Source organism: Humibacter sp. (genome assembly GCF_051954055.1).
Taxonomy (GTDB): domain Bacteria; phylum Actinomycetota; class Actinomycetes; order Actinomycetales; family Microbacteriaceae; genus Humibacter.
Genome location: NZ_JBQCIE010000134.1, coordinates 1 through 18,775, shown reverse-complemented (window position 1 = coordinate 18,775; position 18,775 = coordinate 1). Strand labels below are relative to the sequence as shown.

Annotated in this window: 20 protein-coding genes and 1 pseudogene; 15 read left to right on the top strand and 6 right to left on the bottom strand. The window is 69.2% G+C overall.

What is annotated here, in order from left to right; all coding sequences use genetic code 11:
* Nucleotides 1–93 precede the first annotated feature (93 nt).
* The 3 genes from ACTHNC_RS17510 to ACTHNC_RS17500 are packed head-to-tail and all read right to left on the bottom strand — an operon-like array spanning nucleotide 94 to nucleotide 4,401.
* A complete protein-coding gene (locus ACTHNC_RS17510; RefSeq protein WP_440295908.1) occupies nucleotides 94–756 on the bottom strand; it encodes a TetR/AcrR family transcriptional regulator in 663 nt (220 codons plus the stop codon).
* A 41-nt stretch (nucleotides 757–797) separates the two neighbouring features.
* The gene (locus ACTHNC_RS17505; protein WP_440295907.1) at nucleotides 798–3,452 is read right to left on the bottom strand and encodes a DUF4062 domain-containing protein; all 2,655 of its coding nucleotides are present in this window, start codon (nucleotides 3,450–3,452) and stop codon (nucleotides 798–800) included.
* Between the two features lie 46 nt (nucleotides 3,453–3,498).
* Nucleotides 3,499–4,401 carry a LysR family transcriptional regulator gene (locus ACTHNC_RS17500; protein ID WP_440295906.1) on the bottom strand — a complete coding sequence of 301 codons (903 nt, stop codon included), beginning with the start codon at nucleotides 4,399–4,401 and terminating at the stop codon, nucleotides 3,499–3,501.
* Nucleotides 4,402–4,471: 70 nt separating this feature from the next.
* Here ACTHNC_RS17500 and ACTHNC_RS17495 point away from each other — a divergent pair, with 70 nt between their 5' ends.
* From ACTHNC_RS17495 to ACTHNC_RS17480, 4 genes are all read left to right on the top strand, one after another.
* The gene (locus tag ACTHNC_RS17495) at nucleotides 4,472–5,560 is read left to right on the top strand and encodes a YeiH family protein (protein ID WP_440295905.1); all 1,089 of its coding nucleotides are present in this window, start codon (nucleotides 4,472–4,474) and stop codon (nucleotides 5,558–5,560) included.
* Between the two features lie 88 nt (nucleotides 5,561–5,648).
* A complete protein-coding gene (locus ACTHNC_RS17490) occupies nucleotides 5,649–6,155 on the top strand; it encodes a DUF3151 domain-containing protein (RefSeq protein ID WP_440295904.1) in 507 nt (168 codons plus the stop codon).
* A 315-nt stretch (nucleotides 6,156–6,470) separates the two neighbouring features.
* Nucleotides 6,471–7,772, top strand: coding sequence for an adenylosuccinate synthase (locus ACTHNC_RS17485; protein ID WP_440295903.1), 1,302 nt, complete (start codon nucleotides 6,471–6,473; stop codon nucleotides 7,770–7,772).
* 64 nt (nucleotides 7,773–7,836) lie between these two features.
* Nucleotides 7,837–8,661 (top strand): phosphatase PAP2 family protein, encoded by an 825-nt coding sequence (locus tag ACTHNC_RS17480; protein ID WP_440295902.1) that lies wholly within the window; start codon nucleotides 7,837–7,839, stop codon nucleotides 8,659–8,661.
* Nucleotides 8,662–8,676: 15 nt separating this feature from the next.
* Here ACTHNC_RS17480 and ACTHNC_RS17475 read toward each other — a convergent pair whose 3' ends face one another.
* Nucleotides 8,677–9,822, bottom strand: coding sequence for a citrate/2-methylcitrate synthase (locus tag ACTHNC_RS17475; protein WP_440295901.1), 1,146 nt, complete (start codon nucleotides 9,820–9,822; stop codon nucleotides 8,677–8,679).
* Between the two features lie 84 nt (nucleotides 9,823–9,906).
* Here ACTHNC_RS17475 and ACTHNC_RS17470 point away from each other — a divergent pair, with 84 nt between their 5' ends.
* The 8 genes and pseudogenes from ACTHNC_RS17470 to ACTHNC_RS17435 all read left to right on the top strand — a co-directional run bounded on the left by ACTHNC_RS17470 (nucleotide 9,907) and on the right by ACTHNC_RS17435 (nucleotide 15,378).
* Nucleotides 9,907–11,169, top strand: a complete 1,263-nt coding sequence (locus ACTHNC_RS17470; protein WP_440295900.1) for a citrate/2-methylcitrate synthase — start codon at nucleotides 9,907–9,909, stop codon at nucleotides 11,167–11,169.
* 63 nt (nucleotides 11,170–11,232) lie between these two features.
* The gene (locus ACTHNC_RS17465) at nucleotides 11,233–11,721 is read left to right on the top strand and encodes a CinA family protein (protein WP_440295899.1); all 489 of its coding nucleotides are present in this window, start codon (nucleotides 11,233–11,235) and stop codon (nucleotides 11,719–11,721) included.
* A 178-nt stretch (nucleotides 11,722–11,899) separates the two neighbouring features.
* Nucleotides 11,900–12,106: pseudogene (locus tag ACTHNC_RS17460) on the top strand (RidA family protein); the annotation flags it as partial.
* A 54-nt stretch (nucleotides 12,107–12,160) separates the two neighbouring features.
* On the top strand, nucleotides 12,161–12,529 hold the full coding sequence (locus ACTHNC_RS17455) for a hypothetical protein (RefSeq protein ID WP_440295898.1): 369 nt from the start codon (nucleotides 12,161–12,163) through the stop codon (nucleotides 12,527–12,529).
* Between the two features lie 161 nt (nucleotides 12,530–12,690).
* On the top strand, nucleotides 12,691–13,062 hold the full coding sequence (locus tag ACTHNC_RS17450) for a VOC family protein (RefSeq protein WP_440295897.1): 372 nt from the start codon (nucleotides 12,691–12,693) through the stop codon (nucleotides 13,060–13,062).
* A 58-nt stretch (nucleotides 13,063–13,120) separates the two neighbouring features.
* Nucleotides 13,121–13,474, top strand: a complete 354-nt coding sequence (locus tag ACTHNC_RS17445) for a VOC family protein (protein WP_440295896.1) — start codon at nucleotides 13,121–13,123, stop codon at nucleotides 13,472–13,474.
* A 143-nt stretch (nucleotides 13,475–13,617) separates the two neighbouring features.
* Entirely contained in the window at nucleotides 13,618–14,238 is a 621-nt protein-coding gene (locus tag ACTHNC_RS17440) for an FMN-binding negative transcriptional regulator (RefSeq protein ID WP_440295895.1), read from the top strand.
* Nucleotides 14,239–14,355: 117 nt separating this feature from the next.
* A complete protein-coding gene (locus ACTHNC_RS17435; RefSeq protein WP_440295894.1) occupies nucleotides 14,356–15,378 on the top strand; it encodes a lactonase family protein in 1,023 nt (340 codons plus the stop codon).
* Nucleotides 15,379–15,403: 25 nt separating this feature from the next.
* On the opposite strand, the gene ACTHNC_RS17430 is transcribed toward ACTHNC_RS17435, so the two are convergent.
* Together ACTHNC_RS17430 and ACTHNC_RS17425 are read right to left on the bottom strand one after the other, a co-directional pair.
* A complete protein-coding gene (locus ACTHNC_RS17430) occupies nucleotides 15,404–16,045 on the bottom strand; it encodes a winged helix-turn-helix transcriptional regulator (RefSeq protein WP_440295893.1) in 642 nt (213 codons plus the stop codon).
* A gap of 12 nt (nucleotides 16,046–16,057) precedes the next feature.
* Nucleotides 16,058–16,492 (bottom strand): VOC family protein, encoded by a 435-nt coding sequence (locus tag ACTHNC_RS17425; RefSeq protein ID WP_440295892.1) that lies wholly within the window; start codon nucleotides 16,490–16,492, stop codon nucleotides 16,058–16,060.
* Between the two features lie 174 nt (nucleotides 16,493–16,666).
* On the opposite strand from ACTHNC_RS17425, the gene ACTHNC_RS17420 reads away from it, so the two are divergent.
* The 3 genes from ACTHNC_RS17420 to ACTHNC_RS17410 all read left to right on the top strand — a co-directional run.
* Complete coding sequence (locus tag ACTHNC_RS17420) at nucleotides 16,667–17,308, top strand: hypothetical protein (RefSeq protein ID WP_440295891.1); 642 nt, start codon at nucleotides 16,667–16,669, stop codon at nucleotides 17,306–17,308.
* A 96-nt stretch (nucleotides 17,309–17,404) separates the two neighbouring features.
* Entirely contained in the window at nucleotides 17,405–18,196 is a 792-nt protein-coding gene (locus ACTHNC_RS17415; protein ID WP_440295890.1) for an ABC transporter ATP-binding protein, read from the top strand.
* The coding region (locus tag ACTHNC_RS17410; RefSeq protein WP_440295889.1) for an FtsX-like permease family protein at nucleotides 18,193–18,775 on the top strand (583 nt) is incomplete at its 3' end. The genes ACTHNC_RS17415 and ACTHNC_RS17410, both read left to right, overlap by 4 nt.

Below are 18,775 nucleotides of genomic sequence, written 5' to 3'. Positions count from 1 at the left end.
TCTCGGCACGGGCGAGGACCGCCTCGCCCGTGCCGTACGTGAGGGTCACGGTGTCGAGGGCCGGCCGCTTCGACACGGCGTTCAGTGCGATCCTCATGCCTGTCCCCCTCCGGATGCGGGATACGCGAGTTCCGGCGTCCCCTCGACGAGCGCATCCGCCTCGCGCCAGCCCAGCCCGGCCACGCTGAGAGCGGTGACCATGACGAGCGTGTGCCCGGCCCGGGCATCCAGCCCGTCGTGTGTCGCCTCGGTGAGCACATCGAGCGCCGCACGCTCGATGAGGCGAGCAAGCGGTGCGGGCGCGATGTCCCGCCTCAGAACGCCGTCGCTCACGCCGCGTCGGACCGTGGCGCGCAGCTTCGCCCGCGCGGGCTCGAGCGCCTTCGTCACCAGGTCGGTGTACGGGCCGCGCACCGCGAACTCCGCCGTGACGCTGGCGTGCTGCACCTGCGCCCAGAGCGTCGCTCCGTAGAGTGCGATCTCGACTCGCGCATCCTCGTGCACGATCGGAATGATGGATGCCGCCACCCGCTCGGCACCGAGACGCAGCACCTCGCGGACCAGCTCGTCGCGGTTGGCGAAGTGTCCGTAGACCGAGCGTCGACTCAGGCCCGCCTCTGCGGCGATGGCCGCGAGCGACGCGTCGACGTCGGCGTTGAGCAGGCGCACGGCGGCGGCGATGAGTGCCTCTCGGTTCTCGGCAGCGTCGCGGCGAGGCGCGCGTGACCGAGCCGAGGTGTCGGAAACGGATGGCATGCCCACATTCTATTATCTTGCACATCAATGTGCAAGATAGCTCACTTGCGGCTGAGCCCGGCCGCAGCCGCGTCTTGCAGATCGGCGGGCAACGCGAACCGCATCACCTCGGCAGGCGGCATTCGGCGGCCCCGCTCCTCCGCGTCGTGCATGAGCTCGGGGAAGGCCTTCCGCAACGGCTCCAGATATGCGGGGTGGTAGACGAACGCCGCGGCGTCGTACATCCCCGACTTCTTGCGCATCTCCTGGGCGGCGCCCGCGAGGACTCCGGCGCGTTCCGCCTGCCCGCGCAGCGCGGCGATGGCGCAGAGGCCCTCGATGCCGTACGCGGCGCCCTCGAGATGACCGAGCGTCGCCGAGACGTAGGCCGCGTCGGTGAACGCGGGCTCCGCCTCCTCGAGCCGGTTCTGGAACAGCAGGAGCCGCGCGACGTGATGCTCGGTGATCGTGATGGCGAACGCGTCCTGCGTGCGCCGGGAGACCTCCGCGCCCTGCTGATAGTGCTGCAGAGCGGCCTCGTTGTCGCCATCGAGCATGTCGAGCCGGCCCATCGTCACCCACGCGACCGCTTCGCCCCATCCGTCGTCCGAGTCCTGGAACAGGTCGATGGCTCGTTCGAGCTCCGCACGCGCGGCCGTGCGATCGCCGCCGTCCAGCTGTGCACGGGTCATGGCCGTGCATCCGAGGGTGACAGCCGTCGCCGCCTCGTCGCCCTCGGACTCGAAGTCCCGGCGCACCCGCACGAAGCCCTCGACCACCTCCCGATCCGGCGACTGCCACATGCGCATCCAGAGCACGTAGAAGCGTGCGATCGCCGACGTGCGCTTGGTCATCGGGGCGCCGGAGTCAAGGATCTCCTGCATCCAGATGCGGACCTCGCCGAAGAATCCGCCGATCCACCAGAACACGAGCAGGTTCCAGGCGAACTCGGCCGCATCGTCGTGGTGGCCGGTGTAGACGAGGTGACGGATCGCGGAGCGCAGGTTGGAGCGTTCGCGCTCGAGCCTGATGAGGGCATCCACCTGACCGCCGCCCTTCAGCTCGGGCGCGAGGCGGCGAGCCAGCTCGAGGTAGTGCGCGGCGTGGGCCGCCCGCATGCCGGCCTCTTCGCCGGACTCGCGCAGCTTCTCGAGCGAGTACTCGCGCACCGTGGCGAGCATGGAGTAAGACGGGTTGCCGTCGGTCGCCTCGTGCCGCCGCACCAGGGAGCTGTCGATGAGATCATCCAGTCCGTCCAGCTCGGCACCGGCCCACGCCCGTCCGGCACCGAGCGACTCGACCGCCTCGAGCGTGAACTGCAGCGAGAAGACCGCGAGGTCGAACAGCAGCGCTCGGTCGCGTTCGCTGAGCAGGTTGGTGCTCCACTCGATCGTGCTGCGCAGCGTGCGCTGCCTCGCCGGTGCGTCACGCGGGGCGTTCACGAGAAGAGAGAGCTGCTTGTCGAGTCGGTCCAGCACGCTGCGCGGGGTGAGCACGCGCATGCGTGCCGCGGCGAGTTCGATCGCCAGAGGCAGACCCTGCAACTGGGAGCAGATGCGCGCGACGATGTCGGCGTTCGACTCGTCGAGCACGAAGTCGGGGCGCACTGCCGTGGCGCGGGCGACGAACAGCTTGACGGCATCCGACGCCGCTGCTGTCTCCGCCGTGGCCTCGACGTTGTCGTCCGGCACGCCGAGTCCAGGGACCTCGTACACCCGCTCGCCCCGCACCCGGAGCACCGTGCGGCTGGTCACAAGGAACGAGGCGGCAGGGGCGATCGAGTACAGGTGCACGAGCAACGGGCCGGCGTCCGCGAGCTGCTCGAAGTTGTCGAGTGCGGTCAGGATGCGCTTGCCGGCGAGCACGATGGAAAGCCGGTCCTCGACCGAGACCTCCCCGGTGTCGCGCACGCCGAGCGCGTACGCGATCGTGGGCAGCAGAAGATTCGGCTCGAGCACGTTCTCCAGGGGAACGAAGTAGGCGCCGTCGGCGAACTCATGCCGTGCCAGTTCCAGCACCTCCAGAGCCAGGCGGCTCTTGCCGACGCCGCCGGGCCCTACGAGCGTGACGATGCGGTCGTCGCCGGTGCGCAGCAGCTCGACGATCTCCGCCACCTCGCGAGAGCGCCCGACCAGCGGGGAGTAAGTGGGCGGAATCGGCTGAGCGGCATCCAACGGAGCCGGCTCGGCCTCAGCACGAGGCGAACCCGCGGGAGTGCCTGTGAAATGTCTGTCCCGGCTGTCGTCGAAACGCTCGGCCAGAAGCGTCGAGAGGTCGGCGGCGACGAGCTCGGCGAGCTGCTCATCGGAGTCGAAGCTCACGTACGCAGCGTTGTCGTCGGAGCGGATGCGGTCGATGAGTTCGAGGAGTCGGTCGTCTCGGCGGTCGGAGGACTTGATGTAGATGAGCTTGGGCATCTCGGGGTCGGCGAGGTTGTACTCGTCTTCGAGGCCCGAGACCTCCTCGCCCGGTGCCACCCATCCGTACCTCTCCCAGTACAGACCGACGAAGACGTCGCTCTGATCGAGATAGGCGCGGTACAGCGAGCGTGGCGGATGAGGTCTCGCACCCAGCTCGAACATGACTGGAGCCAGGCGCAACCGTTCAATGGCCGCGCGCGCGGCCTTGCGCTCGGGTTCCAGTTCGCGGAGCGTCGAACTCACGAAAACGCGAAGTCGTTGATCCGGCGTTCGGATGGCCCCTCTGGCGGTAGCCATGCAGTTCATTGTGCTGCCGGGCCGATGGTCGTAACACGACCCCTCTTCAAGGGCCGTTCGACGAGCGGGCGATGGCGACGAGGTTGGCGGCGGCTGGATGGAGCGACGCGGCATCCGTCCACACGGCGTGCAGCGTGCGCACCAGCTCGAGGCCGGAGACGGGCACGGCGACGAGTTCTCCGCTGCGCACCGCCGCGCCAACGGCCAGCTCGCTGAGCACCGCCGGACCCGCGCCGCTGGCCACCGCGACGCGCACTGCGGCGTTGCTCGACAGCTCCAGGATCGGCTCGGCCCTGCGGTACCCGGCCAGCGCCTCGTCGAGTGTGGTGCGGGTGCCCGAGCCCGGCTCGCGCACCACGAGCGGCGTGTCCGCGAGCTCCGACGCGCCGAGTGGCCGCCTGCGTCGCGCCCATGGATGCCCCGGCGAGACCACGACCACGAGCCGGTCGTGCGACACCGCCGAGCGGCGCAGGGAATGCGGAACGCCGGGCGACTCCACGAAGCCGACCGCGGCCCTGCCGGAGGCGACCAGGTCGAACACCTCGGTCGAGTTGTGCACGAGCAGGGCGACGTCGAGGCTGGGATGCTCGCGTCTCAGCCGCGTGAGCCAGAGCGGAATGAGGTACTCGGCCACGGTGAGACTCGCGGCCACCGTGAGGTGCGAGTTCTGATCCCGGCGCAGGGCGGCGATCGCGGTGTGCAGCTCGCGAGCCGCGCCGAGCACCGCACTCGCCCAGTCGACCACGACGTCGCCGTCGGCGGTGAGCCGGGAGCCGCGCGGCGAGCGCTCCAGCAGCCGGACGCCGAGGCTCTTCTCCCACGCCGCGAGGGCTCGGGATGCGTTGGGCTGCGCCATGCCGACGGCGCGCGCTCCCGCACTGAGGCTTCCGTGCTCCGAGACCGCGACGAGCAGCTCGAGCACGGCGAGGTCCGGCCAGCGGTCAGTCATATCCGAATGATATGCCGCTATGCGAATCCGGCGTCTACTGCGCGGGCGCGGCGAATCCCAGGCTGTAAGAGTGACAAGCACCGCACCCATTCCCGTTGTCGAAGAGACCGGCGTCGCATCCACTTCCAAGGAGCCGGAGGGGCCGCGGTCGCGCCGAGCCCTGACCGCGCTCTGGCGTGGAACCCTCCGGGTGGCGCCGGGCCTCGCGCTGTGCGCGGTGGCGGTCGCGATCGCGCTTGTCGTGGCATCCGTCATCCCGGTGCTGAGTGCGACACTCACAGCGATCGTTCTGGGCGTGCTCGTGCGCAACACCCTCCCCGTGCCGTCGGTGCTCGAGGCCGGCCTCACGTTCGCCGCGAAGAAGCTGCTGCGGCTCGGCATCGTGCTGCTCGGCCTGCAGCTCATGCTCGGTGACGTGCTCGGTCTCGGATGGGGCGTCATCCTGATCGTGGTCGCCGTTGTCGGCATCGGCTTCGCCGGAACGCTGCTGATGGGCAGGTGGCTCGGCGTTCCGTACTCGCAGCGGCTGCTCATCGCCGGCGGATTCTCGATCTGCGGCGCGTCCGCCGTCGCCGCTGTGGACGGCGTCATCCAGACCGAGAAGAACGAGGAGGTCGTCGCGGCCGTCGCGCTGGCCACGGTGTTCGGAACGCTGATGATCCCGTTCATCCCGTTCGCGAGTTCGGTGCTCGGGCTCACGGATCGCGAGGCCGGCATCTGGGCCGGCGCCTCGACGCACGAGGTCGCGGGCGTCGTTGCCGTAGGCGGCATCATCGGCGGCGGAGCGCTCGCCGTGGCCGTCATCGTGAAGCTCGCTCGTGTGCTGCTCCTGGCGCCGGTGATGGCGGTCGTCGGCGTCGCACACCGACGCCGCACAGGAGCGGATGCCTCGGGCAAGCGGCCGCCGATCGTTCCGCTCTTCGTGCTGTTGTTCGTGGCGATGGTGGTGCTCCGCTCGGTGGGCGTGGTGCCCGAACCGGCGCTCGACGTGGCGAAGACGACGCAGGGTGCGGTGCTCGCCGCCGCGATGTTCGCGCTGGGTGCCGGGGTGAACATCCGCAGACTCGTCAAGGTGGGCGGACGCCCGCTGCTGCTCGCGCTGCTCGCCACGATCCTCGTGACCGGCATCGGTCTCGTCGGAGTGCTCCTGGTGCGTTGAGGCTCACAGCGCTGGATGAGCTCGTCGAATCCGGGCCGCTCGGGCTTCGACGAGCTCAACCCACGGAATGCCTGGTTAGCATGACCGTATGACCTCCGAGCAGCCGCAGAACCAGCCGGAAGACCAGCGCGAGATCCGTCTCGCCGCCGACCGGAACGTGGTCATCGAGCTGCTCGACGCCGGCGGCGAGCCGGAGGTGCTGAGGCTGGTCGTGGCGCGATACCCGCGCTCACCGCTGGCATGGGCGAAGCTCGCTGACGCCACCTTCCACCCGGATGCCGCACTCGAGTCGTACGCCTACGCGCGCGTCGGCTACTACCGCGCGATCGAGGCGCTGGAGGCCGCCGGCTGGGACGGGAGCGGGTCCATCCCGTGGTCGCACGAGCCGAACCGCGGTGTGCTGCGGGCGTTCTACGCGCTGCGGCGCGCAGCGGATGCCATCCGCGAGCACGACGAAGTCGCTCGCCTCACCGAGCTGCTCACGCAGTCCGACCCCACCGCCGCCACCGAGATCGAGGCATCGCGCACGGCGCCCATCCCGGTGCAGAACCCGGCCCCGCCGACCGAGTCGATCGTCATCCGCGGCGAAGACTGACGAGCATCCGAGTCCATCGCGGTTACCCCCTTTCGGGGCAGATCGGGCGTTCTGCGTCATGATCCGGTCGTAATCGGCTCTCCTCTCTATGGCGGACCCGAACCGCCATCACCCGGCTGCGCCGTGCGCGGTCGGGATCGCGCACGGCGCAGCGAGACCCCGACTCATCGCGCCGTGCGGTCGCGGGCGACCGAGCCCGCCGCCATGAGCGCACCGGGGGCCGACCCGAACGGCTCCCGGTGCTTGCTCCGGGCGTTCAGGGTCTCCGATACCCTGGATTGGCGCGCTCGCCCAAGTGAACAAGGGGAAGACTCCATGCCCGCAGCAGTCATCGTCGGTGCCCAGTGGGGCGACGAGGGTAAAGGCAAAGCCACGGATCTTCTGGGCGGCCGCATCGACTACGTCGTCAAGTTCAACGGCGGCAACAACGCCGGCCACACAGTCGTGATCGGCGACGAGAAGTACGCGCTGCACCTGCTGCCGTCCGGCATCCTCACCGAGGGCGTCACTCCCGTGATCGGCAACGGCGTGGTCGTCGACCTCGAGGTGCTGTGCGAGGAGCTGGACGGTCTCATCGCCCGTGGCGTCGACGTCTCGCGCCTCGTCATCTCGTCGAACGCGCACATCATCACGCAGTACCACCGCACGATGGACAAGGTGACCGAGCGCTTCCTCGGCAAGCGCCAGATCGGCACGACCGGCCGCGGCATCGGGCCGACGTACGCCGACAAGATCAACCGGGTGGGCATCCGCATTCAGGATCTCTTCGACGAGGGCATCCTGCGCCAGAAGGTCGAGGGTGCGCTCGACCAGAAGAACCACCTGTTGGTCAAGGTGTACAACCGGCGTGCGATCTCGGTCGACGAGGTCGTCGAGGACCTGCTCTCGTATGCCGAGCGCATCCGTCCGATGGTGGCCGACACGTCGCTGCTGCTGAACCGCGCGCTCGACGAGGGCAAGCAGGTGCTCTTCGAGGCCGGGCAGGCGACGATGCTGGATGTCGACCACGGCACGTACCCGTTCGTCACCTCGTCGTCGTCGACGGCCGGCGGCGCCGCGACGGGTTCCGGCGTGGGCCCCGGCCGCATCGACCGGGTGATCGCGATCGTCAAGGCGTACACGACGCGCGTCGGTGCCGGGCCGTTTCCCACGGAGCTGGACGACGAGATGGGCGAGTGGCTGCGGCAGCGCGGCGCCGAGTTCGGCACGACCACCGGACGGCCGCGGCGCACGGGCTGGTACGACGCTCCGATCGCTCGGTACGCCACCCGTGTGAACGGAGTCACAGACTTCGTGCTCACGAAACTGGACACGCTGACCGGGCTGGAGCGCATCCCGGTGTGCGTCGCCTACGAGGTGGACGGCGTGCGCCACGACGAGGTGCCGGCCTCGCAGAGCGACTTCCACCACGCGGTGCCGATCTACGAGGAGTTCCCCGGCTGGGGCGAGGACATCCAGGGGGTGCGCTCCTTCGAGGACCTGCCCGAGAACGCTCAGCAGTACGTGCTGGCGCTCGAGCGGATGTCGGGGGCCCGGTTCTCGGCGATCGGCGTCGGCCCGGCGCGCGACGCGATCGTGGTGCGGCACGATCTCTTGGAGCCGGCCACCGCAGGTTGAGCTCGTCGAAACCGTCGCGATGCGCTCCCAGGAACGAGCCGGATCGCGATGTGAGGATTGTGCGGTGGTGAACCCGAGACTGCGCGCCTGGCCATTCTTCGTGGCAGCGCTCGGCCTTCTCGCTGGTTTCATCGCGGTCTACATCTTCTTCGTGCGCACCTATGCCGGACAAGTCGTCGACGAGCGGGCATTCAACGGCGCGTACAGCCAACACGACGCGGTCGCCACATTCTCCGAGCACTTCCTCGACGTGGTGCCGGTCATCGCGTTCGGCGCCGGCATCGTGCTGACCCTGGCGATCGGTATCGCCACCCGCAGATGGCGACAACTGATCGCCGGACTGGTCGTCGCGGGTGTCGCCTGCGTGCTGGCCGAGTTGTCGAAGTACGTCTTCCTCTCACGGCCCGAGACGGGAGCGACCGACCCGTTCGGCAACTCATTCCCGTCGGGGCATACGACGGTCGCCGCTGCCGCGGCGTTCGCGGTCTTCCTGGTGACCGCGCCCCGTTGGCGTCCCGTCGCCGCACTCGCCGGGGGTGCATTCGCGGTGCTCACGGGCATCCTCGCGCTCGTCAGCCAGTGGCACCGGCCCAGCGACGTGGTGGCCGGCCTCATTCTCGTGGCGATCTGCGGATGCCTCGGCACCGGCATTCTTGCCATGCTCGGGCTGCCTGCGGCGCGTCAGCCGTCCGCTTCCCTCGGATGGCTGTGGTGGATCACGGCGATCGCGGCAGCCGTCTCGCTGGTCGCGTTCGTGCTGATCTACGCCAGTGTGGCGGACCACGGCCGGCACCTGGAGATCGCGTACGTGGGCGGAGTTTCCGCGGTCCTCGCGGTCGGTGCCGGGTTCACGGCCGCGGGAACGCGGCTGTTCCGCACCGTCGCGTGACTCGGTACGTGCATGTCAAGGCACGTACCGCGACGACGGCCGGATGATCTTCGAATCGTGCGCCTGCTCCAGCACGTGAGCGGTCCAGCCGACGATGCGGGCCAGCGCGAACGTGGGCGTGAACATCTCGCGAGGGATGCCGCACTGCTCCATCACGACGGCCGCGTAGAACTCCACGTTCGTGTGCAGCTCGCGGCCCGGCTTGTACTCCGCCAGCAGTCTCTCGGCGACACGTTCGTACTCCACGGCGAGCTCAACCCTGGGCCCGCCGAACTCGAGGGCGACCTGTCGCAACAGCCGGGACCTCGGATCGGCCGTGCGATACACGGCGTGGCCGAATCCCATGAGCCTTCGGCCTGCGGAGAGCTCGCCACGGAGGTACGTCTCGATGCGGTCGACACCTGGCGAGGTGACGGCGTCCAGTGCGTCCAGTGCTCGGCTGGGCGCGCCGCCGTGCAGTGGCCCGGAGAGAGCGCCGAGAGCGCCGACGATGCAGGACGGCATCTCGGCCCCGGTGGATGCGATCACCCTCGCCGTGAACGTCGACGCGTTGAACCCGTGGTCGAGCGTCGCGATGAGGTAGGCGCTGAGGGCACGAATGGCGCGCTCGTCCGGTTCTCCTCCGGTGACGCGGGAAAGGTAGTCCTCGACGACACCGGCGCTGCTTGAAGTGGCCGGCCATGGATCGAGGCCGGCGCGAGCGCGATGGAAGGCCGCGAGGATCCCAGGGCCTGCGGCGGCCACCGTGAGCGCCTCCTCGACGCGAGCTTCGTCATCCAGGTCATAGAGCGGCCGGGCTCCGCGCGCTGCCGCCAGCACGGGGAGTGTCGCCTGCAGTCCGCGCAGTGGGTCGAGGTGCCGCGCGGCGGCATCCGTGACGAACTGTCGCACCTCCGGCGGCGGCGTCCGCAGTGCGGCGACGTGTTCGCGGAAGCGGGCATCGGCATCCGCATCGGGCAGCGACCCCAGCACGATCAAGTGCCACGCGCGCTCGAAGTCGCCGGCGCGGGCAAGCTCGATGGCGTCGTGACCGCGGTAGTGGTAGCGCCCCTCGTCGCCGAGCACGTCGCCGATGGATGTCTGCGCCACGACCACCCCGGCGAGGCCTCGCGGCACCTCGACGCTCTGCGCCGAGCGCCCCTTCGTGTCTGTGACGGACATGGCGACCTCCTCGGTGTTGGATCAATTCAGAGTGCGACTTGATCGGCGGCGCGTCAATGTTGATCGGATCAATATGATGGGGTGATGGATGCCTCGCTGCCGCGTCTGACCGCCGCTCAGGCGGCTGCCCGGCTTGGCGTGCAGCAGCAGACGCTGTATGCGTACGTGTCGCGCGGACTGCTCGCGCGGGAGCGTGGTGCTCACGGATCGACGTTCGACGCGCTCGAGGTCGAGCGGTTCGCGAGCTCGCGTCGGCGGAGCGGCCGCGGCGCACGGGACGTCCAGGCGGCCGGGGCGGCCGGATCGCCACTCATGGTGCTCGACACCGACATCGCCCTGATCGAGGACGGCGAGCTGTACCTGCGGGGTGTGCCGGCTGCGGAACTCGCCCTGGAGTACCCATACGAATCCGTCGCGCGGTGGCTCTGGGGCGCGCCGCTCGACGCGTCCACTGCGTCGTTCGCGCCCGATATGGACGCCGTCGAGGCGGCCCGTGGTGCGGTCGCGGCACTCGCACCGGAAGCGACGCTGCTGGATCGCATCCAGGTGGCCGTGCCCGTGCTCGGGTCTGCCGATCCGACGCGCCACGATCTCGACCCGGATGCCGTCCGCGCGACCGCGGTGCGTCTCGTCGCGGGTGTGGTCGAGGCCCTCGCGAAGCAAGCAGGACCGCCCGACGGCATCGCGGCGCAGCTCTGGCAGGGCCTCGCGGGTCGTCCGGGAACCGTCGCCGAGGTGCGTGCTCTCAACGCCGCTCTCGTGCTGCTCGTCGACCACGACCTGGCCGTGTCGACACTCGCAGCGCGGGCAGCGGCATCCGCTCGAGCGACACCGTACGCCGTGGTCTCGAGCGGCCTCGGCGCGCTGGACTCGGCGCTGCACGGCAACGCGAGCGGCGCGGCCTCCGAGCTGATCCGTCTCGTTCTCGACGGAGCGGATGCCCGTACCGCCCTCGCGCAGACCGTCGCGCGCACCGCTCGCCCGGCGCCGGGCTTCGGGCACTCGCTCTATCCGGGGATCGACGCGCGGGCGGGCATCCTGTTGCCGCTCGTCGCCGATCTGTCGGGCGGATCGGCAGTGGCGGATGCCGTCGACCGCCTCGCCGGGGAGGTTTTGTCGCGTACGGGCAGGCATCCGAATGTCGACCTGGCGCTCGCAGCGCTGACCATCGCCGCCGGGATGCCGGCGGATGCCGGAGTGGCGATCTTCGCGATCGGCCGCATGGCCGGCTGGATCGCGCACGCCCTCGACGAGTACGGGCAGCGGCCGCTGCGGCTGCGTCCGCGTGGGCGGTACGTCGGCCCGGATGCCGGCACACCAGCAAGCGCGGCGTCGCCCGAGGAATAGCCGCCGCTACGCCGCCCGGTCAAGGCCTGCCTGCGGTCGGGGGCGCCGGGATAGAACGGGTGCATGTCTCCCGGCGAGTTGAACGACGACTGCATGGCGGAGGCGTCGACGATCGCGCGGCTCGCACAGGAAAGAGGACTCAGGATCGCGTGCGCCGAATCCCTCACGAGCGGCGCGATCGCGAGCCACCTCGGGGCCGCGGGTTCGGCATCCGAATGGTTCGCCGGCGGCGTGGTCGCCTACTCGTCGCAGCTGAAGTTCGACCTGCTCGGCGTCGAGCACGGGCCCGTGGTCACCGCCGCCAGCGCCGCGCAGATGGCGCGGGGTGTCGCGAGGCTCGCAGAGGCGGACCACGCTCTGGCAGTGACCGGTGAGGGCGGTCCGGAGCCCGAGGAAGACGCGCCCGTCGGCACCGTGTACATCGCCGTGTGGGACCGCGGTGTCGAGGAGGTGCGCGAGTTCCACTTCGACGGCGATCCCGGGGAGATCGTGCACACCACCGTGCTGCACGCCCTGCGGATGCTCCGCGCCGCGGCCGAGCGTTGCCATTAGCGCCCGCAGCGTCGCCTGGCTGCCACCCCGTCAACATGACAGATCGCGCTCTCCCACCGAGAACAGGACAGAACGGCCTGCTTTCGGCCGATTGTCATGTTGACGCGTGTGGGGAGGAGCCGTCGCCTATCGCAGAGGAGGATGGCGGAGTGCCCGGCCTCGTAAATCTGATCCGTTCCTCCAAGCTGTCCGAGCATCCATCGGCGATGTGATCAGCACCCGAGTGCTCGTGGCGACGACGAAGCAATCGGATCTGGGTGCCGTGTGGAGTGTCGTGCGCGACACCTTCGGTGAGCACGACGTGCCGAGCACGTTGCTGGGTGTGACCGTGCTGGGCTACGACGACCAGCTTGTGGAGATCGAGGCGATCGCCGCGGTGCGGTGAGAGCGAGCCTCTTGAAGCACTGGGTGCGTGGGCGGCGTCCGGTACGTTCTGAGCATGTCATCGTGGGACGGCCCCTCGCGACGCACTCCCGGCGTCGGCGACATGTTGGTCTCCTGCGCCTTCCTTGCGACGAGCATCCTCGTCGCCCTCCTCGGAGTCGCGGGCAACTGGGTCACAGTCGGCTTGCTGACCACCAGCAGTGATCCCAGAGCGCTGTGCCCGGCGGAAGCAGCAGTGCTCTTCGGATTTCCGATCCTCGCGGCGATCATCGTGATCGGCTGTTCCGTCGGCGTCGTCCTGCGGAAGCGACGGGGTCTTTACGCGTGGCCCTTGGCGTTCACGACACTGGGCCTCTTGGCGGTCGCCTATGGTCTTTCCGTCCTCGGTGCGATCGTGAGCGCCCAGACGATCTGCCGTCCGTGAGTCGCCGTGTTCGCGGGACGGCACGCGTTTCGGCCGAAGCACTGGCAGCGGCCCTCGAGCTCCTGGCGCATCACGCAGACCTCGATCGTGCTGTCGATCCCGCTTCACGTGGATCGTCATGACCATGAAGCCGCCGACCGTGCGGCACTGAAGGAGCCATCATGAGCACCCACATCACCGGCGTTCGCACCGTAAGCATTCCCGTCGACGATCAGGATGCCGCACTGCGGTTCTACGTCGACACGCTCGGATTCGCCGTGCTTCGCGACACGCCTACACCGAACGGCGGGCGATGGATCGAGCTCTCCCCGGCGGAGAACTGCGTCATCGTCACGCTGGAGCCCGCCAGGTCGGATGTCTCGCGCGGCGCCATCGGCATCCGTTTCAGCACTGATGACATCGACGCCGCGCTCTCTGCGCTGGTCGACCGCGGTGTGGATGCGGACGAGATCCTTCGGTGGCCCGGCGTTCCCGCCATGTTCGCGTTCCGCGACCCCGACGGCAACGCGTTCTCGATCACCGAACTCGCCTGAGTCCCGAGCGGCATCCGCTCCGGCGGGTCGCGCAGCGGCGCATCCCTATGCTCGTGGGATGGCTCTGACATGGGAACAGGTGGTCGTGCACGCACTCGACCCGGTCGCACTCGGCAGGTGGTGGGCTGAGGCTCTCGGCTGGGTCGTCGTGTACTCGGACGACGACGAGTTCGCGATCCGTCCCGAACCCGACCGGCAGCCGGCGGTCGACTTCGTGCGGGTCGACGAGCCCAAGCAGGGCAAGAGTCGCCTGCACCTCGATTTCCGCCCGGACGATCAGGATGCCGAGGTCGCCCGGCTGCTCGCGCTCGGTGCTCAGCGGGTCGACATCGGCCAGGGCGAACAGTCCTGGGTCGTGCTGGCCGACCCGGAAGGCAACGAGTTCTGCGTGCTCGCGGCGCGCGTCAGCTGAACGATCCGCTGAAGCTCCAGGTGGTCCCCGGATCCTCCACCAACGTGACCGTGCCGTCGCCGCACCCGACGATATCCACCCGTACGGATGCCCACCAGCAGCACATGCAGAAGGTCCGAAGTCGTGCGCGCTAGCTTCGAAACATGCGTCACACGCCCCATTACCTGATGACCGATCCGGAAGAGGTCAAGCGGCTGATCCGCGGCAACCCGTGGGCCACATTCGTCTCCCCCACGACGAACGGTCTCGTCGCGTCGCACTACCCCGTGATGGTCGACGAAGACGCCGAGGGCATCACGATCGTCAGCCACTTCGGGCGCCCCGACGACGAGCTCCACGAGTTGGGCGAGCACGAGATCCTGGTGATCATCCAGGGCCCGCAAGACTACGTCTCGCCGAGCTGGTACGCGCCGGGCGACCTCGTCCCCACTTGGAATCACGTCACGGCGCACCTGTATGGCACGCCGGAGATCCTCAGCGAGGAGGAGAACTACGAGGTGCTCGACCGACTCACCGACTACTTTGAGCAGCACTATCCGAACGGGAGGCACCTGAGCGAAGACGAGGCCGGCACGCGCCGAATCGCCAAGGGCACGATCGGCTTGCGGATGCACGTGACCCGGTTCGACGCACGCGCGAAGCTCAGCCAGAACAAGACTCCCGAGGTCATCGAGAACGTCACCGAGCACATCGCAGAGAGCAACCCGGCCCTCGCCAACGAGATGCGCCGCGTGAACGGCCCTGCGAAGGGCCAGCACCCCTGATCCCGGGTTCAAGTCGCGAAGTCTGCCGTTATGGAGCTCCCAAAACGGCAGACTTCGCGACTTGAAGCGCCGACGCGCCCGACGTCGATGCCGCCGGTCAACCACCAGACTGGATGCATGACCTCCTCGCTCTGGCTCGGCACGTACACCGCGGACTCCGGCGGTCACGGCCGCGGCATCGCCCGCGTGGCGCTTGGGGCCGGCGAAAGCGGCGAGGACGGCACGATCACGAGCATCCACACGGCGGCCGCCGCGGATTCGCCGTCGTTCGTCGCGACGCATCCGAGCCTGTCCGTCGTGTACGCGGTGGAGGAGTTCGCGCGGCGGTTCCGAGCCTTCCGTGTGAGCGAGACGGGGGACCTCGAGCCGCTCGGCGACGCACATCCAGCCGGCGAAGCCGTGTGCCACGTCGCCGTCGCGCCGCACGGCCGGTACGCGGTCGCCACGTGCTGGGGCGACGGACGCGTGCTCACCTACGAGCTCGACGAGAGCGGAGCGATCGTCGGGCGGGCCGAGGCACGGGCATCCGTGGACCCGTACCGCGACATCGCCGAGGAACCCAGGCAGAGCCGGGCGCACTCGGCGATGTTCCTGCCGGATGGGCGGGTTCTCACCACGGATCTCGGCCACGACACCGTGCGTGTCTGGCGGGCGGAGGGTGCGTCGCTCGTGCCGGTCACCGAGACCGTTCTGCCGTTCGGCAGCGGGCCGCGGCACATGGCGCTGCATCCAAGCGGGCACGTGTATGTCGTGACCGAATACTCGATCGAGGTCGTCGTGCTCGACCCACAGACGCTGGCGGTGACATCCGTGGTGCCGGCGATCACGCCGCACGAGCGCGACGGCAACGCTGCGGCACACATCTCGTTCGACGGCGACCGGCACGTGCACGTCACGGTGCGCGGCGCCAACGTGGTCGGCGTGCTCGAGGTGACGGATGCCGGTGCGCACGTGCATCCGATCGCGAGCGTCGACTGCGGCGGCAACTGGCCACGGCACCACCTGCAGCTCGGGGACCGGCTCTACGTCGCGAACCAGCTCAGCGAGGACATCGCCGTGTTCCGTCTTCGCGACGGGATGCCGACGTTCGACGCGACCGTGCCCACCGGTTCGCCGACATGCCTGGTGCCCGTGGCCTGACGCGGGCCGTCTCGGAGCCGCGCGATCAGGCGGCGAGGTGGAAGGTGCGCGCGAAGCGGCCCAGTAGGTCGCGCGGCCCGTGCAGCACCTCGACGACGCCGGTATCGATGGCCTGTGCCGGTTCGAGTTCGCCGGAGATGAGGCGACGGATGTCCGCCCCCGCCGCGAAGGCGAGGTCGGCGGCGCCGGCGCCGCGCTTGACCTCCAGGGCGGTCCCATCCACGCGAACGAACAACTCGGCAGGACCGACCCGGGCCGAATAGGCGGTTGCAGGAAGATCCGCCGCAACCGTCGGCTGGAAGGCGGTGCGGAGATCCATGGTCATCGAATCCGGCGTGATGACCTGCTCCGCCCGCGGCTCGCCCAGCGTTTTGAAGCCCCAGGCGCCCAGCGCGAGCACGATCGGCTCCAGCTCCCGGCCATACGGCGTCAGTTCGTAGAGGATGATCCGCGAGCGCGGCGCCCGACGGATGACGCCGGCCGCCTGCAACTCCTTGAGCCGCGCTGCCAGGATGTTGCTCGGGATGCGCGGCAGACCCGCGGCGAGCTCTCCGTAGCGGCGCGGCCCGACGAGCAGATCGCGCACGATCAGCAGCGCCCACCGCTCACCGATGAGCTCCAGTGCCTGCGTGATGCCCCCGTACTGGCCATAGTCCCTTGCGGCCACTGGGTGGCGCCCTCAGGCCTGTTGGTTCGCGAACGCCTCGGGGCCCTGCTCGGCGGCGACCGGGTCCATCCATCCGAACTCGAGCATGTTGCCGTCGGGGTCGGTGAGCTGGCGCTGATACATGAACCCGTAGTCCGCGGCGGGGCGGTCCTCGCTGCCTCCGGCCTCGACGCCCCTGGCGACGGTGGCATCGACCTCATCGCGGCTGTCGAGGAAGATCGCGGTGGACACCGAAACGCTCTCGCTCGGGTCGCCGATCGGCCGGTCGGTGAACGTCTGGAAGAAGTCGCGCACCAGGATCATGAAGTAGTTGTGGTCCTCCTCGACCACGACGCAGGCCGCGTTGTGGTCGGTGAATTGCGGATTGATCCTGAATCCGAGCGCCGTGTAGAACGCCTTCGCGCGCTCCAGGTCGGTCACCGGCAGGTTGACGAACATCGCGGTCATCGTGGTCTCCCTTGTGTGGATCCGGATCGAGTTGCGGATGCGATGGAGACCACACTTGCAAAAAACAAGTGGCTCGTCAAGGCCTAAAGGTAGATGTTCAGACGAGACCGATCGCTTGACTCACTCGCTGCGCGTCCCCGAGAGTGGGCGGGCCAGCCGATGCGAGGAGGCGCGATGCGCTCGATGTTCCCCCTGCCGGACGATCCGTGGCCCCACGACATGGTGATCACGATCGAGGATGACGCGCACCCCCTGCTCGAACTCTTATGGATCCGAGAGGCGTGGGGATTGCAGATCGAGGGCGGCGATCTGCCGCCCTTGCTCGTCGACACACCGACCAGCGTCGGCCAGACGGAGCGAGCGGCCGCACCCATCGCGGAGTGGGAGGTCGCGTGGCCGGACCTATGGCACTCGTGCCTCGCGCACGTGAGTAAGACGCCGCACCCCGGAACCATCGAGCGCCTTCAAACATCCGAGCTCGATGACGAGGGCCGCGACAGACTGCTGGCTGAACTGTTCGGATCGTCGTGGAGAGACTGGTTCGGCTCGGATGCTCTGACCGAAGCGAGCCAGGAATGGCAGTACGCGATGTTCCGGCAGCGTTCCGATCGAGCGGTTCGGCCCGTCGAGGAGGGCCCGGAACGGCTCGCGCTCGACGCACTCGTGCCCGCCTGGCGAGCGGGACTGACCAAGATCGTCGAGATCCCGTGCCGCGGCACCTTCACGCGCATTCTCGGACCCCACTCGATCCTCGTCACCGCGGAGACCCGCGCAGACCCGGACCGCTACCGAGAAGCGCTGATCCTCGTCACCTGAGAACACTCACGACGTCATCCCTCCGGCTGACCGGCTCCGGCCCGAATCCACCCGCGGCCTGACGCGCGAGGCGCCCGTAACCGGAACGATGGATGCATGGCTGCGATTCTCGAGGCATCCGTCCTCACCAAGTCCTACGGCGAGACCCACGCGCTGGCGGGTGTCACACTCGACGTTCAAGCGGGGGAGGCGCTGGCGATCATGGGTGCATCCGGGTCCGGCAAGTCGACCCTGCTGCACGTGCTGGCGGGCATCCTTCCGCCGGACTCCGGATGGGTCGCGTTGCACACCCCGCACGGCACGGTGTCGGTCGGCGAACTGAACGACGCGGCGCGGTCGGCGCTGCGGCGCGACACGTTCGGGTTCGTGTTCCAGCAGGGGCTGCTCATCCCAGAGCTCACGGCCATCGAGAACGCCGCCCTGCCGCTGATGCTGCGCGGCGTTCCCCGCCCCGAGGCGGAACAGCGTGCAGCGGGCTGGCTCGCCGCGCTGGGCCTTGCTGGGCTCGAACAGCGCCGCATCGGCCAGCTCTCGGGTGGTCAGGCGCAGCGCGTTGCCGTCGCCCGAGCGCAAGTGATCGAACCGCTCGTCGTCTTCGCCGACGAGCCGACCGGCGCGCTGGATTCGACGACGTCCGCCGAGGTGATGGATGCCCTCATCTCCTCGACCACCGGCCGCGGACGCACACTCGTGGTGGTCACTCACGACGAGGGTGTCGCCGCCCGCTGCACCCGGGTGGTTCGGCTGCGCGACGGGCTGGTCGTCGAGACCCGGTCGAAGGTGGCAGGCATGGACTACATCCAGACGCCGGCCGGCCCGGGTGCCGGAACGATGCCGCAGTATGCCGCCGACCCCGCCGCGCCGACACCTCAGGAGCAGCAGCGATGAAGACGCTGACCGTCGCCCGCCTGCTCGCGAGGCCCACGGCATCCGGTAGCGCGGCCATCGGGCTGCCTATCCTGGCCTTCGGTGTCGCGACTGCGCTTCTGCTGACGACGTTGGCCGGCGCGATGTCGTTCTTCCGGTGGCACGACGAGCTCGGCTTCACGTACCAGGTGCTCGCGATCTTCGCGTCCGCTCTGCTGCTCGTTCCCCTCGCATCCCTCGGCGGATCCGCTGCACGTCTCTCCGCGCGGCGTAGGGATGACCGCCTCGCGACCCTCCGCCTGCTCGGCGCGACGACCGGTTTCGTCGCCCGTCTGACCGTGCTCGAGTCGATCGCGCTCGCCGTCGTCGGTGCGCTCGGCGGTGTCGTGCTCTACCTGGCGCTGACGCCGCTGATCGGTCTCATCTCGTTCCGCGGGCATCCGATCGGGGCGAGCGCGCTCCTGCTCAACCCCCTCATCGTCGCTGCGGTCGTCGTGGGCGTCGGCCTGCTCGCCGGCGCCAGCGCCGCGATCGGGCTGCGCGGCGTGATCGTCTCGCCGCTCGGGGTGCGCACCAAGCAGTCGGCGCCTCGTTCGCACT